At 53.0% G+C, this 14,921-nt stretch carries 11 protein-coding genes; 7 read left to right on the forward strand and 4 right to left on the reverse strand.

The genetic code is table 11. From position 1 onward, the window contains the following. Positions 1-36 precede the first annotated feature (36 nt). A complete protein-coding gene (locus P1L40_RS22800; RefSeq protein WP_284011869.1) occupies positions 37-501 on the forward strand; it encodes a hypothetical protein in 465 nt (154 codons plus the stop codon). 201 nt (positions 502-702) lie between these two features. Here P1L40_RS22800 and P1L40_RS22805 read toward each other — a convergent pair whose 3' ends face one another. The 3 genes from P1L40_RS22805 to P1L40_RS22815 form a co-directional block, all read right to left on the reverse strand. Continuing rightward, positions 703-3,138 (reverse strand): DEAD/DEAH box helicase, encoded by a 2,436-nt coding sequence (locus P1L40_RS22805; protein WP_284011870.1) that lies wholly within the window; start codon positions 3,136-3,138, stop codon positions 703-705. 3 nt (positions 3,139-3,141) lie between these two features. Then, positions 3,142-4,350 (reverse strand): ribonuclease H-like domain-containing protein, encoded by a 1,209-nt coding sequence (locus P1L40_RS22810; RefSeq protein ID WP_284011871.1) that lies wholly within the window; start codon positions 4,348-4,350, stop codon positions 3,142-3,144. Positions 4,351-4,586: 236 nt separating this feature from the next. After that, entirely contained in the window at positions 4,587-5,423 is an 837-nt protein-coding gene (locus P1L40_RS22815; protein WP_284011872.1) for a hypothetical protein, read from the reverse strand. Between the two features lie 460 nt (positions 5,424-5,883). On the opposite strand from P1L40_RS22815, the gene P1L40_RS22820 reads away from it, so the two are divergent. The 6 genes from P1L40_RS22820 (at position 5,884) to P1L40_RS22845 (ending at position 13,374) form a co-directional block, all read left to right on the forward strand. Then, entirely contained in the window at positions 5,884-6,912 is a 1,029-nt protein-coding gene (locus P1L40_RS22820) for a Cdc6/Cdc18 family protein (RefSeq protein ID WP_284011873.1), read from the forward strand. 24 nt (positions 6,913-6,936) lie between these two features. Further along, positions 6,937-8,061, forward strand: coding sequence for an SMODS domain-containing nucleotidyltransferase (locus P1L40_RS22825; RefSeq protein WP_284011874.1), 1,125 nt, complete (start codon positions 6,937-6,939; stop codon positions 8,059-8,061). 410 nt (positions 8,062-8,471) lie between these two features. After that, positions 8,472-10,406: a ThiF family adenylyltransferase gene (locus P1L40_RS22830; RefSeq protein ID WP_284011875.1), complete on the forward strand. Its 1,935-nt coding sequence runs from the start codon at positions 8,472-8,474 to the stop codon at positions 10,404-10,406. Then, on the forward strand, positions 10,403-11,650 hold the full coding sequence (locus tag P1L40_RS22835; protein ID WP_284011876.1) for an SAVED domain-containing protein: 1,248 nt from the start codon (positions 10,403-10,405) through the stop codon (positions 11,648-11,650). The genes P1L40_RS22830 and P1L40_RS22835 overlap by 4 nt, the downstream gene beginning before the upstream one ends. Positions 11,651-12,103: 453 nt before the next feature. Beyond that, complete coding sequence (locus P1L40_RS22840; RefSeq protein WP_284011877.1) at positions 12,104-13,048, forward strand: hypothetical protein; 945 nt, start codon at positions 12,104-12,106, stop codon at positions 13,046-13,048. Between the two features lie 2 nt (positions 13,049-13,050). Beyond that, positions 13,051-13,374: a DUF8156 family protein gene (locus tag P1L40_RS22845; protein ID WP_284011878.1), complete on the forward strand. Its 324-nt coding sequence runs from the start codon at positions 13,051-13,053 to the stop codon at positions 13,372-13,374. A gap of 179 nt (positions 13,375-13,553) precedes the next feature. On the opposite strand, the gene P1L40_RS22850 is transcribed toward P1L40_RS22845, so the two are convergent. Further along, a complete protein-coding gene (locus tag P1L40_RS22850) occupies positions 13,554-14,612 on the reverse strand; it encodes a hypothetical protein (protein ID WP_284011879.1) in 1,059 nt (352 codons plus the stop codon). Between the last annotated feature and the right edge of the window lie 309 nt (positions 14,613-14,921).

Genomic DNA, 14,921 nt, shown 5'->3' on the forward strand with positions numbered 1-14,921 from the left:
GGCATTCTTTTATCATTGGATTTAGAACGGATTGGTATGCCATCAGTATCCGAGCCTAGACGGATGGTCTATGAATCCCAGTCAAGCGACTGGAAATTCATTGATGCACCCCCTGAGTACATTTATAAACCCGAGCCAGATCTTCGTCTTGAGGAGAAGGACTACGGAGAAGATACACGCCTTCACGACGAGAATAGTTTCTACGAACCGTGGCTAGATAACTTTCACCACGAGCATAACGTATTCCAACGCCGGTTCTGGCTATATTGGGGTTCCTCAAGAATAGACTATGTCGATGTTCTCTGGATTGATGAGGGCCGTTGCGAGCTACCTCTGCCGGTTAGAACACCTTCCGAGTCTCCCCCGGAAGGACCTGAAGATTACGAGGAAATATATATCAGCAGTTTTGATGCAGCGATTGGCAGGGCGATGAGTGGTGGGGATTTCGATCACTATCTGAACGTCGGGAATATCGAAATCCGAGACGAAAACGAAGTCTGACTTCTTTTTGTCTCCTGTTATCGAACGTGCGTTACAACGTGGGGAGTGTCAAGTTTGGAGCGTAGCGAAGGTCAGAGCCTAAAACGATGAAACCACTGCTGATTGCCTCGTAAGACTGGTTAACGAACGGTTCATTAATCTGTGATATTTTGTTTCGAATTCGCAATGGAATATTCCTGAAACAGTATCCAGAATCAGTATCTACTGCTCTTCGCGAATTTTCCCCAAGGCCGCCCGTAGCAAGCTGCTCGCGGCTGGCCGATGGAGTGGCTCATTTTGATTCCCACACTGGCTGCTCATCAAACAGGCGGGGCAGCCGACATCTCGGCCACAGCTACAGCCCTCGATACGCTCTAAGGTGCGTTGGGCAACAGCCTCAAAATTTTCATAGATACTGTGCGAAAACCCGACGCCACCTTCCACCGCATCGTGAATAAACCAGGCTGGCTGTCCGAGTTCCGGATGTCGGATAATGGAAAGTCCACCCATATCACTGTTGTCGAGACGAAGTTCTAACGGGGCCATTTTGATCATTCCGTGTTCACCTCCATGTAGCCCCCCAGCTAGTGTATACTCTTGTTCCCCCATTGGGGCAAATCCAGAGTCCTCTTTTGGCTGAATCAAAGAGTCTTCCGGGATTTCTTGCATGACCTGCTCGATAATCCTTGGAGGGAACGCAATCCACATCAACTGAGTTCGGAGAGATATGGGATCAAGATCAATAGGTAGCATAGCCTCCGTTACTTCACCGCTGTAAATGTCGATAACATTGTAAGCACTGTAGTTGATATGTACAGTTCCCATTCCTGCACAGAGCTGATAGCCATCACCGAGATCATACGAGCGGTCAACTTCGATGTCTCGCACACTCTTGTCATGAATGGCTTGAGTATAATTTCGAGTTGAGGTGGCCTCCAATTCGACATAGGGGTTGTATGTATCTTCGACGACTCGTTGTACCTCGTATTGATCGCCATCATATAGAACGAGTGCGCCAGGGTAGTACTCTCGGTAGACTCGCTCTTTGTCGAGCGGTTCCATGTCTATCTCGCCGTCGACTTGCTTCACTCGATACTGCTCGTCAGTAGTAGCGTACATAGAAATATCACTCTGGGGACGAGCAGTTCCATTGTATTGAGCACCGCGCGTGAGATCACCGACCATCTGTCCTGTAGCCTCCCACATGTCAATGGCGCGTTCAAGACGTTCTCGTGGCCCGAACCACTTTGCATCCTCTTCTGTGAGTGGGCGTTCTGACGAGGCACAGAGGATATGCTTGGCGAATACCGAGTTGTTAGAGATGTCGACTACCGCGTCTTCAATATTTTCGTCCATCAGGTAATCTGGATTATCAAGAATATACTGGTCGATCGCATCTGATTCCGGCACGAACACAGACAGAGAGTCGGTTTTTCCGCGCCCTGCCCTTCCTACGCGTTGCCAGAACGATTGGCGCGTGCCCGGATACCCAGCAAGAACAGTTGCATCCATTGAACCGATATCAATACCAAGCTCAAGGGCGCTCGTCGAAATTACTCCATCGAGGCCTCCCTGGGCTAATTCGTTCTCGACTGCTCGGCGCTTCTTTTTACTAAGTCCTGCATGGTAAGGTTCGAGATCAACGTAGGCACCCTCGGGGTGTTTTTTTGAGGCTTCAATAGCACGCTTGACACCAATTTCGGTCCCTTGTCGTGAGCCAGTGAACATCAACGTCTGGACATCATTTTTACCAAGATGGACAAGCACACCAGCAGCTTCATCGTCTGCATTTCGGCGCATCGAGGGGAGAATCTCATCTTCTGCCAGACCCTGGACCGCGCCATCTCCAGAGTCCTGTATAGGTGGTTGCCAAAGGGCTATCTCACGGCGCCCGTGTGGGCTCCCATCCTCTTCGATAACATCAAACTCTGCACCCGTTAGCGCTTTAGAATGTGCTCCTGGATTCCCAATAGTGGCTGTTGAACAGACCATCTGTGGGTCTCCACCATAGTATTCGAGTACACGTCGCAGACGCCGAATCACCCAAGAGACATGCATTCCATGGACACCAGTGTAAGTATGGCATTCATCGATAACGAGCAATTCACAGTTTTGAAACGCATCGCGCCACTTCGTATGTGAATCGAGATACGTGTTGATACCCGCAAAATTCGAAATAATCACATCGACACGATCTCTGATGATTTTCTTTCGATCACGTTTTGTATCACCGTCATACGTTTCGGCAGTCGCGTCAATTCCTAACTGCTCAAATAAATCGTTGACCGCTTTTTCTTGATCGGCGCTCAACGCTTTGGTCGGATACAAGAATAGAGCTCGTGCATCTGGATTCTGCAGCTTCCTTAGACAGTAATACAGAGTATAGACCCAAGTCTTACCGGATGAGGTCGAAGTCGCCACACAAACATGATTGTCTTTTTGAAGTTGGTTGATGGCTTTCGCTTGGTGAGTATACAAGTCGTTGTCTAATTTCTCAGCAAGTTCGGTGGGAAGCACGTTCCCAGCAGGAACTTGTTCCGCATCTCTCTCTGGGTCGGTAATACTGTCAACTAGCTGTTTCTCGTAGTTTGGAAAGGTATTTTCCAGTGTTTCAGTATTCAGTACATCATTCAACGAAAGTGGATCGTCCTGTGTCATTGTTTAGAAATCGCTGAGGGTTCCCTGTGAAGTGGTTTCCGTCGAAGAGGAGGAGCCGTTACTGCTACCTCCAGTCATTCGGTTGGTCGTTTCCTTAATTGTGTCATAGATGTGGGCTAGGGCTCGCACATCGTCTTCGCAGTATGTTTTGTGTCGTTCCCAGTCCAGTTCAGTAGCTGAGCACGGGTTTTCGGCATACCGTTGGAACAGCCGTCCGACCTCTGCACCGGTCAAACCGGTATCAAGTGGCTCCCAACCCACCGCGGGGGCAACATCCTCCAACTTATTTGTCAGACCAGGGAACAGCGCGTTCTTCTTTTTGACTGCCCAGTAGTATAGGTCAAGCTTCCAAACATTGTCCCAAACATCCAGGTAGTCGGGACAGTACTCGTTTATGTGTTCCTCTATCACTGGAAAGTCGAATTTCCAGCCATTGTACGCCACAACAGGTCGATCTTGACCGAATTCAGCAAGCCAAGACAGGAACGCTTCAAGTGCTTGTCCGGGTTTCGTCGGGTCCTGTTCTAGGAATGGCATATACCGATCCTCCGGCTCTCTATTGAGCACACCAATGAGCCAGATCATCGTTGGATTGAGGCCATCAGTTTCTATATCGATGAAAATCGGGTCCTTGTCTGGAAGGTTTGCACCCGGTGCTTTCCTGATTTCTCTCTGCGCGAGTACCTGAGCAGATTCAATAATAGTACGGGCCAATGAGTCGCCAATCCCAGGAAGGGTGGCTACCTCTCGGACGGGTGCTGAAGCGAGTTCAGCCCTGGACTTAAATCCGGCTTCATGGAGTGTATCGGCCCGGGATTCTCCGACCTGGGTAACTGCCCGCAGTCCGAAATCACCGAGTTTTCTGATTTTTCCCCCGACGATACCGTCTGATTGTAATTGGAAGTGGGCGATTCCAGCCTGTGTAGTCCCTTGTTGCTCGTTGGCGCCAGGCATTACTCCTTGAACGTTCACCCCCTTCCACTCGGACCGATACTCGGGATTGGCCTCAGTAGAGAGATGGGTGAAATCTCCCAGTGAATTATGTTCTGTGAGTGGAACTCGATAGTCCTCAAGCCCGTCAAGAGTTGCTTCTAGCTTGATTAAATCGACAGATACAGAGAGTTGGTCTGAAAGGATGTAGGTTTCTAAGCTTTCAGGCTCCGTGTTTCCCTCTGAGCCTACAAGATGGGCCAGGGCTGCGGGTGTAGACACCCAGACTAATCGGATGCCACTGTCACGAGCTATTTCAACCGGTCGGTGTGGCTGATGTGGGCGCGTAGCTACCGTTACTCCCTTCCCAAGTTCAGACGCGAGGTATGTCTCATGAATCGACTGAGGGGTGAATAGAACGTCGCTATCGAAGTGTCGAACAATATCGTGCAACTGCTCACTTCGACACTGATCCATCGCAAAATCAGGCAGTACAGTTAATCCAATCATAGTTCCTCTCAGCTCCTTTGCTCTCCCTGGGCTAGTGCAAGATCACACTCTGGATTGAAGCGGCATCCGGCGCATTGTTTCCAGTGGCCTGCACCTGTTGGCTCTCCACCGTCACGCCAGAAGGCTACGTACTCACGTAGCTGCTTGCCGGTTTCAGAGTCGCGTTTGTATTCAATTGGGTGACGACGGATATTTGGATGGACTGTCGAATCATCATCAAGTTGGATTGCGATATCATCACCGTCCTCAACTGCGACCAGCATCTGTGCCCTGCTTACTTCAACGACATTGAATTCATCCTGCGGGTATTTCAGATAGCGAGCAGACAAATCTGAGACAGAAAATCCAATCCGGTCCAAGATAGTGCAGTAACACCATAATAGAAACCGTTCACTGGGAAATAGTTCGTCAAGATAACGTTTCTTTGTGACTCCACGGACGAGTGTTAGTTGTGTTGGCTGGCTATCGATAAAACGGAGATAAGTTGGCCGTCCATAGATAATTACCCCAATGAGTTTGAAGAAGAGTGGAGGATACAATAGCGAAACATCCCCAGCGATAATATCGTCCCACACATCTGTTAAGTGATATTCTTCTTCGGTTCCGGCCATTTCTGCAACAAGCTTGCCGTGTTGTTCCTGTGCTCGAATGATTCTGTCAGGCCGTTTTTCATCTGGCCCAGCCTGTCGCTCAAACACTGCCTTTTGCTCACAGTATCGCTGTGTCTCGAGTGTATCGAGTGTGATCACATGTTCTGGTTCGTCTTCTTGGAGAGTCTCAAGAAAATTAAGTTGATGACGAGCTATGTCATCAACGGACTCCGAGTACCCCTGATCACCGGCCATGACAGATTATACACATCCGATACCCATTAGGGTCCCGTTTTGTGAAATTATACCGCAGTCTGGCGGTTTGGGTTGATTCGCTGTCATTTAGTTTAAGTACCCGCCAGACTGCGGGAATAGATACCGATATTTCTAATCATAGCTGTAAAAGCGCGTTTTCTCAACACTCGAACGGCCGATACCGGGGGGCCAAGGGACAAATACCAAGTCGTGACAGAGAAAAAAAAAGACCGAGAGAGACCGGTTGTCTTGGGACTGGTCATGATTATAGCCGTAATCAAGACTGCACTCTTGACATCTCGCAGCCTTTCCGGAAATTCCGGAAGCAACGATTTACCGGAAACAGAATCGCTTGATAACGGCCGAGTTAGCGACAGGAACGAACGGTACTACTCAGATTCCGGAAACTACCCAGCCACCATTATATACCGCGCTAGAAAACCACTCTACTGATCAATCCATGATTCGCGATGCTCGTGTGCTTCGGGCGGGGTTCATACCGAAGGAAATTGAGCATCGCGACGCTGAGTTGAACCACCTCTCCAGCGTTCTGGAGCCGATTACGAACGGGGAACCCGCCGACACCGCCATTGTCACAGGCCCCAGCGGCGCCGGGAAGACGTGCATCTCAAAGTTCGTCACTGAGAGACTCCGTGAAGAGGTACTGGACATCGAGACTACCTACGTCAACTGCTGGCGCAACTACACCCGATTCCGAACGCTGTATCAGATTCTCGACGACCTCGGCCAGACTATCGACATCCACCGGCAGTCAACACCGCACGACGAACTTGTCGACCGGATTCAGCAGTACGACGGGCCGCGAACGGTAATCATCCTCGACGAGGTCGACCAGCTGGAAGATCCGGGCATCCTCTACGACCTGCACAGCTTGGAGCAGTTCGCGCTGGTCTGTATCGCTAACAAAGAAGAGGAGCTGTTCAGCCGTGTCGACGACCGGCTCGTAAGCCGACTCCGCTCCAGCGAACACGTCCGGATGGACAAGTACCACGACGAGCAACTCTACGACATCCTGAGTGCCCGTGCGAAATGGGGTCTCGACGAGGATGTTATCACCGACGACCAGCTCTATCGCATTGCTGACGCAGCCGCCGGCGACGCCCGCCTCGCAATCGGCATCCTTCGAACGGCCGCCGGCAAGGCAGATCGCGAGAACCACGAGCGAATTACTGACGGCATCCTTCTCGACTCAGCCGAAGACGCTCGGGCCCAGATCAAGCAGAAGAGCATCGATTCACTCACGCCACACCAGCGCGTCGTCTACGACATCGTTCGTGAGTACGGCCCGCTCGGCCCTAGCGAGATTCACGACCACTATACGGACGAGGTAGACGACCCCCGGACGAAACGGACAGTCCGGTCCTATCTCTCGAAGATGGCTCAGTACAACCTCCTCGAGGCCGAGGGCACGAGCCGGGATCGAGAATACGCAATCATTGAATCACCACGTGCTGCAACAACCACTTAAAACATTCCAGAACATCGATACACTATGACCACACTCCCCACACTGTTCGAGGCCTTCCTGTCAGACATCCGCCCGCAGGACGAGCACAATGATGCCTACAAGGAAGGCCATGAAACCCTCCGCGATCACTTGCAGACTGACGATGACATCGACGAGTTCTACGTTGCAGACTTTCTACAGGGGAGCTACCGTCGGTGGACGGCACTCAGACCGCAAGAAGACGAGAAATCCGACGTTGACGTCGTATTTGTCTCTGATCTCAGCAGTGATCTCGATACCGATGTTGCGCTAGGAAAATGCGAGCCATTCCTGGATGAACACTATGAGGGGCAGTGGGAACCGAATGCCCACTCCTACAAGATCGAGGAAGAGGAGGTGGAAATCGATCTTGTCTTGACAGCGGCACCGAGCGAGGCAACACGTGAAGCCGTCAAATCACTAGGTTCACTGGACGTAGGAACAGCCCTGAGTCCGGACGACCTTTCGACCGTGGCAGAGGCCCTCAATATGTCGGTAGATGGCGACGACGAGTGGAAGGACGAACCGCTCAAGATTCCACATCGAGATGAGAATGAGTGGGAGAATACCCATCCCCTCGCGACTATCGCCTTCACTGTAAATAAGAACGATATCACGGATGGTCACTACGTGAACGTCGTCAAGGCCATCAAATGGTGGCGGCGAACGAAGACACCGGACGTCGAAGGACCGACAAGCTATCCTCTCGAGCACATCGTTGGCCAGTGCTGTCCTCATGATATCGACAGCGTCGCCGAGGGCGTGACAAGAACGCTCGAAGAACTCACAGGGCAGTTCAAGACCGAAGCAATGGCTGAGGAAACCCCTACCCTGCCTGCTCACGGTCTCCCGAAAACCCCCGAGAATGACGTCCTCAAACAAATCGACGGCGTAGATTTCGCGGCGTTCTACGATGAGGCAGAAGATGCCGCAGACCTCGCGCGGACAGCACTGGAGGAGGAGGACAAAGAAACATCAAGAGATTACTGGTACCAGCTCTTCGGTGAGAAATTCCCTCCCTTCGGAAGCGACGACGATTCTGACGATGGAGGGGAGAAAGCCATATCAGTAGGGTCATCCTCACAGGTAGAGGATCCATCTGACCACCAGTTCGCCGCGTCGGACAGTTGACATCATAAATGCCTCCCCACGAAATTACAGAAGCCGTCGCAGCCATTGCCGAACGGGACGGAGTCACCGTGCTCAAAGATCCATATCGTCACGATAGCAACGGACGGTGGATCGTCAAGATCAGGCTTTCTCCTGACGACTTAGAACCCCATCCGGGCGTGCCACGCGAGACGGACTGGTATCTCCATCTACGGGATACGTACCCCGCCGGTTCAATTGGGATCTACCCTGCGGATCAAGGAGAGAACACCATTACAGCCACATTTCCCCACCAGAAGCTGAACGTGGCTGGGGGCGACGATAATCCGTGGCGACGAGGCGATATCTGTGTTGCTCGGTATGGGCACACCCTCAGTCAAACGGGAGCCACCGGTGAACCCAGCACAAGCCGTGATCGACTCTGTTGGCATATGGACCGGGCATTGCGGTGGTTAAGTAATGCTGCGAAAGGAGAGCTCCGGGAACCAGACGAACCGTTTGAAATCCCGGCCTTCGATACGAACTCGGCTTCGGCCACGACCATCGCATTCAACGAGACGCAGGAGTCGTTCTCAGACTGGAGGACGGCGTATGGACAGTGGGGGACAGTCAATCTCCGCTCATTGCCAACTGCTGAAGAGACATACGCGACTGGTACGTTCAAGGATAGCGACGATGAAGTCGTCTATCAGCCACAATGGGGCGGATACATCGATTCGAATCCTGATGACTCTGTTTTCGGAGCGTGGGTACTGTTAGAAGAGGTGCCGATTGAACCCCCGTGGGAGGCCCCGGAAACGTGGGAACAGTTAGACGTATTTTTCGAGTGTACCGAGACTGATCCGTACGAACTACGGGCGAATATCAAGCCAGTCTTGGACGATGAGCCGGTCAAGGTCCTTCTAATTGGATTCCCCATCCCAGCAACGGTTGACGGCGACCCCGAGATCATCTATTGGCAACCAATCGAGATAAAGGAGTTCAAAGATCCGAATGACCTCTCCGGCGGATTTCGAGATACTGGAAAGGGGCCTGAGATAGCCGAACGGCGGGAAGCCGGAGAGGAACAGATTCGGTGGCTGGACTCGGACAACTGGTCGCATGAGCAGCTCACCAGACGCGGGCATATGACAGAGTGGTTTCTGGATCGCAACATCGTGCTCATCGGAGCAGGAGCGCTTGGCAGTATGGTTGCTGAGAACCTCGTTCGAGCCGGCTGTCAGCAGCTTACCATCGTCGACAACGACACGTATGAGATCGGCAACGTGGCTCGCCACACACTAACGATCGGTGATGTGGGACAAAACAAGGCGACAGCAATCGCGAACCGGCTCGAATCAATTGCACCGTACGCACAGGCCCTTGATGTGGATAGCGCCTTTCCACCGAGCGGTGAGTTGCCGGAGCCAATTAGAGAAGCGGAGGTAGTAATTGACTGTACCGCGTCACGGGGAGTTCGTCGCGCTCTGGATGCGATTAGATGGAATCACCCAGTCGTGTTTTGCTCCGCTGCGATGGGTCGGGGAGCGGACCGGTTATTCTGCTTCACGGCTTACTCACATACCTTTCCGTACAGCGATTATAACGAAGCGTTCGATCCATGGCGGTTGCAAGAACAGATCGAATGGGACGAAGACGAGGATACCATTCCCGAACGAGTAGGCTGCTGGCATCCAGCATCAGTTATTCGAACGGACCGGGTAATGACGTGGGCTGGGACAGTGACACGGTTTCTTGATCAGGCGACGGCATTGAGTCTCCGCGAGAATCACTTCACCGTGCTCGAGACCGGTAGTGACGACGAACTGGCGACCATTTCAAAGGCCACACCTCCCTTCCAAGACGGAACAGTATGGCGAGCACCGGAATCGACAATCACCATACATGTTCCGCCCATGTGTCTCGAAGCTATGTATGAGCGCTGTCGAAAGGAACATCCCAGTGAAACGGGCGGCATTCTGGCTGGAACCGACCGTATCGATGGACCAGCGCTGGTGGTTAATGCCCGAGACCCACCGCGAGATTCCATTCAAGAACCAACTCGATTCCTCCGAGGAACCGACAAAGTCGAGGAGTGGCTCAAAGACGCCAGGGAGAGCATCGGTATCGACTATCTCGGTGAATGGCACTACCATCCCGACGCTTCACCCGATATCAGTCGAGACGATCGGACTGCGATGAATGAAATCGCCAACGACGACGGCTACGACTGTCCGCATCCGCTCCTCTTCATCGTTGGTCAGGACGAAGAGGGTCAGTTCACGATTAACACCTATCTATTCCACGATAGTAAGGAATACGAGCAGTTAGAACGGATTGACAACCCAGATGCTGCTACAACTCTCAACCTCGGTGACGATATATGACTGATCCAACTGGCCGTGTATTTCTCAGCTATAAGCACGAACAGACGGACGTCGCCAACTTCCTGCAAACGGAACTGGAGCGACACGGGGTGCCGATTTGGCGGGATATCTTCGATTTGAAGCCGGAGCCACTCAGAGATGAAATCATCGACCAGTTGGAGGACCAGGAAACAGCCAGTGGTATTGCGCTCGTCAGTGAGGGCGTAGCCGACTCTGACATCATTCTCAACGACGAGTTGCCGGGGTTCAATAGTCGGTGGGACAGGGATGACGAGTTTTTCGTGGTCGTTGTGCCATGTCCCGATATCAGCGTTGGAGAAGCCAAATCGATACTCAACGAGGCACCGATCCTCCACGACTTTTCCGCCTGGAAAATGCTCCCCCTGGAGGCAACCACGTCTGACAAAGCAACAGATATCGTCCAGGCCGTCTTATCAGAGCGGATCGAGCAGATTGATGGGTATTTACCGGGCGGTGAGCCTCTCGAATGTTCACTTGACACCTACGAATCGCCGGCTCACGACATCGATCCAGCCGTTGCTATCGACTGGTCAAATTCTTTCGAACACGGCCCACCATCCCAGGAAGTGTGGAACCAGCGTCTAATCCCGGCGTTAACCACGGTAACGGACTGTCTCATTCAAAACGCATCGGGTCGCCCCCTCCGCTTCCGTGGCCGAACGCATCTTCCCGCTGCGTTCGCGGCCGGTTACTGTCTTCCAACCACACGTCGTATCCAAGCAACGTGGATGCAACCCACCGGCCCTGCCGGGATGACAGAATGGACACTCAATATCGACCAAGAGGAAAGCGGGTTAGAAGGAGAGCTCCAGCGACAACCGAATCACGGATCGGAGCTTGCGGTGCTCGTCAACATCGCTGCCGATGTGCAACCGGAGATAGACCAAATGCATAACGACCTTCCGGATTTCAACGGCATTCTCAGATTGACACCGGAAGATGGGCCTGGTGTGGAATTGTCCCCGGCACAGGCAGCCCATGCTGCAGATGTTTTCCGTACCAAGGTACGAGACGCAATCAAAGAACTTCCAAAAACATCGACTATTCATCTCTTCATAGCTGGCCCGATGGGGCTCGCCTTTCTCTTCGGGCGAAACTCAAACACTCTTAGACCGATCCAGACCTACCTCTACAGCAAAGACGAGGGTCGATACTATCCCTCTGGTCGATTACAAGATCAGCCACTTTCAGACGGCTCAGACACCGCCTCGGAAGAACAGTAGGAAATCAACTACCTATTGCCATCCAGAAGAGCCTCAATTCGCTCAACCCACACCAACGGGTCGTGGTCGTCGCCGGGCACGATGTTGTATCGGGATTATAGCCTCCATCCGCGACGACCTCCGCATCGAACCGAGCCTCGAGGTCGGTCTGGTCGATGAAGAGTGAGTTCCGGCCACAGACACCGAGTAGTTCGGGGGAAGCATCTTCAACGTGGTCGCACAGGAACCTCGTCAGCATCAACGTTCTTAACCAACAAACGGCCACCAAGAACCGCAGATTGTTGGTTAACTGAGCGGCACCGGGATAGTTTGGTTCTGGAAACGTTCTTGGAAACAGACCATCGTCCGCAGAAACACGGCGACTGAGGGCAGGCTGATATCTATATCGTGCCTTTCCTGAAACGCGGAAGCGCCACGCCGCGGCTTATCGGGATTGTGGACTTCTACTCAAGTATGGGAGAACACTCAACGTCGAACCGATTGGCAATGGACCAGCCGACACGGGGCGCGGACCACAACCGGTCCCTCGCTGACCAGGCCGATCCGGCTACGGACGAGATGTTGTTGCCGTCACTCGAAGACGGCATCACGCTGCTCGACGTGGAAGGGGGCCGCGGCGTCCCGATCCTGCAGTCGCTCGTGCTCGACCATCTCCTTCTGCACGACGGGCCCTCCTTCTGGGTCGACGCAAATGGTCACGCGACGACGACGACACTCGCCCAGATCGCGCCAAGTCAACGGTTGCTCAACCGAATCCGCGTCGCCCGCGGATTTACCGCGTACCAGCACTACAGCGCCGTCTGTGATCTCTCGTCAGTGGTGAACAAGGCAATCCAGACATCCACGGCCGATACTGGAGCGGCCGGTCGAGGGGCGCCAGGTCGTGACGAGGACACATCGCCCCACAAACCCGCCCTCATCATCGCGCCGGCCGTCGACGCCCAATACTTCGCCGACGATACTCTCGGCGAAACCCACGCGGAAACCCTTCAGGCTCGAACTCTCGCCCGGTTGGCGACCTACGCTGATGGGTACGACATCCCGGTGCTCGTTACGCGAAACGAACGAAACGAATTCACCGAGTCAATCGCGACGGCCGCCGACCACCACCTGGAGTGCGAGCAGACCCGGATGGGGCCACGGGTCGTCGGCGAGGACTTCGAGACGCTCGTCTATCCCGTCGACGACGGTGCGTACTACCAGACGACGTTCGCGTACTGGCGGCAGCTGCTCGCGGCACGCGCCACGCAGGTCGGCGTGGAACCGACGGTGCCGACGCCGTCGACGCCAAATCCGGAGGATGTCGGGACGGGCGTCACCGCTAACGGTGAGACGGTGGCGGCCACCGCGGACCCCTTGCTCAATGCGTGGACAGCGAGCGGTACAGGAGGGCGATAGCGATGGGACGCACGAATCCGACGTACCGAGATGCGCTGCGGGCCATCGAAGAGCGCTGGGCGGAATTCCGCCGGGCACTGCGGCGTCGCGACCAGCCGCGCTTCGACCGGCTGTTCGAGTACGCTCGCAAGCACGCCGACGCGAGCGGGCTGTTGAACCACCAGAACCCGCTGCTGCCGGCACTGCTCAGCATCGATCTCGAACAGGAGGAGTGCCTCGACGACCACGAGGAACGCCTCGAGGAGCTCGAAGCCGCGGTCGAAAAGAGCGGAGAGGACCACGAGAGGCAGTCTCGCTACGTCGATCCCGACCAGGAAGGACAGTGACAGTACTCGAAATCCCACTTCACGATGCAGTCACTCGATCCCATCGAGTGAGAGCTATACCTCCCCGATTCCAGAGTTCTGCCGAGAATAGATATTCAGATGGAGAGTCGGAATTTCAACTCATAGACATTGAGCGTCTTATTTAATGAAGTACGTCTCAGCCGATGTTCGTGCTGAAATTACCAGTTGACACTGGCTGTCAGATTCCACGTACTGTTTCGGTTGAACAGGGGCTTGATATATGTCGCAGATAATCCCTTGAATTCATACTCCCGATCCTCAGACAATCCATGGTTGTGAGTGAGATCACAGTACAACTCGTCGTAATTAGCTAACACGTTAATGTGGTGTTCTGCTTCTGATTTAGACCGATCAGGTCCACTAAGTTCTGATTTGAGATGAGAAAGGAGATCGTCGTTATTCTGTAATGGATTCTCGATGATAAGTCCGTTAACACTTGGGTCGTCGTAGTTCTCCTCTTCCGTGGTGATCTGTTCGGAGACAACTGGTGTGCTACCTTCTGGTGCTTTGAATCCGGTTCGTGGAAGATCGAAGGCTGTGGCATTGAATAGTTCATTAAAACCAAAGGCGCGAGCCAGGCGTTGATAGAGTGCTCCAGTAACGGGAACGCCTTCCGTGATGAACCGGAGTTCGACATTTGAAAGTACTTGTTTGTCACGGGATGATCGGGGAATTTCCGCCCTGATAAGCAGGTATTCGTCTTCGTAGGCAAGGTTGGCAATATAGATGAGGTGTCCATTCTTGTACGTCGGAATGTCCTCATCAGCGAACGTGGCGTGGGCTTCTCTGACTGCCGTGGCAAGGTTAGCAGGCCCTCGACCGACGAGTGCTCCACCCAGCTGATGAACTGTAAACCAAGACGTGCTGAGTCTTCCTATGTTGTGGAGTTTTGCCAATCGGTCTGTGAACTCATCGCCATCCATATCATCCGTCCGTGTTCGGATTTCCATTGAGTTCTCACCGAGGTGGAAAAACGGATGGAACGTCACTGAGTCATTGATGTCCGGTGAGTCCGTGCCTTGTGTCCGAATAAGTCGTGGCCCAAAATCGTTGTAACCGGGACGTGGAAGAGTGACTTCTCCCCGCTCTTCGGGAAGATCGTGGACTCCGTTCTCAAGGGTCTCGATATACGCTTCCTCAATTGTTTGGTCGGTCTGCTCTGCGTGCTCCTTGATTCTCCCATGGATGGACCACGGAATATCAACATTCGGCCTCATATGCCTATACCATACCACAGATACCAGATAAATCTTTGGTCTGTATATACCCAAAGTATGGTTTGGAGCGGGATGAGACAACGGCGAAATACTCTGATGTCAGATAAATCAGATATCCAATAATCGAATCTGGAACTTAACCAACGAGTAATGCCAACACTCGAATCTGTTGGTTAATACTGGTCCGTGATCCCGGAAAGCATCCCGGAAAAGAAAGAGTACGCGCAAAACAACACGAGATCGGATATTAAAGGGGATTTGCGCTATTCGGTTGAGACTCGGAAACGACACGCCTCAGCTTATGAGACA

The organism is Haloarcula pelagica (assembly GCF_030127105.1).
Lineage (GTDB): Archaea > Halobacteriota > Halobacteria > Halobacteriales > Haloarculaceae > Haloarcula > Haloarcula pelagica.

Coding starts and splice junctions, on each gene's coding strand:
- P1L40_RS22830 (WP_284011875.1), top strand. CDS start 8,472: ATGGACCGGGCATTGCGGTGGTTAAGTAATGCTGCGAAAGGAGAGCTC.
- P1L40_RS22815 (WP_284011872.1), bottom strand. CDS start 5,423: ATGGCCGGTGATCAGGGGTACTCGGAGTCCGTTGATGACATAGCTCGT.
- P1L40_RS22820 (WP_284011873.1), top strand. CDS start 5,884: ATGATTCGCGATGCTCGTGTGCTTCGGGCGGGGTTCATACCGAAGGAA.
- P1L40_RS22850 (WP_284011879.1), bottom strand. CDS start 14,612: ATGAGGCCGAATGTTGATATTCCGTGGTCCATCCATGGGAGAATCAAG.
- P1L40_RS22845 (WP_284011878.1), top strand. CDS start 13,051: ATGGGACGCACGAATCCGACGTACCGAGATGCGCTGCGGGCCATCGAA.
- P1L40_RS22805 (WP_284011870.1), bottom strand. CDS start 3,138: ATGACACAGGACGATCCACTTTCGTTGAATGATGTACTGAATACTGAA.
- P1L40_RS22800 (WP_284011869.1), top strand. CDS start 37: ATGCCATCAGTATCCGAGCCTAGACGGATGGTCTATGAATCCCAGTCA.
- P1L40_RS22835 (WP_284011876.1), top strand. CDS start 10,403: ATGACTGATCCAACTGGCCGTGTATTTCTCAGCTATAAGCACGAACAG.
- P1L40_RS22825 (WP_284011874.1), top strand. CDS start 6,937: ATGACCACACTCCCCACACTGTTCGAGGCCTTCCTGTCAGACATCCGC.
- P1L40_RS22840 (WP_284011877.1), top strand. CDS start 12,104: ATGGGAGAACACTCAACGTCGAACCGATTGGCAATGGACCAGCCGACA.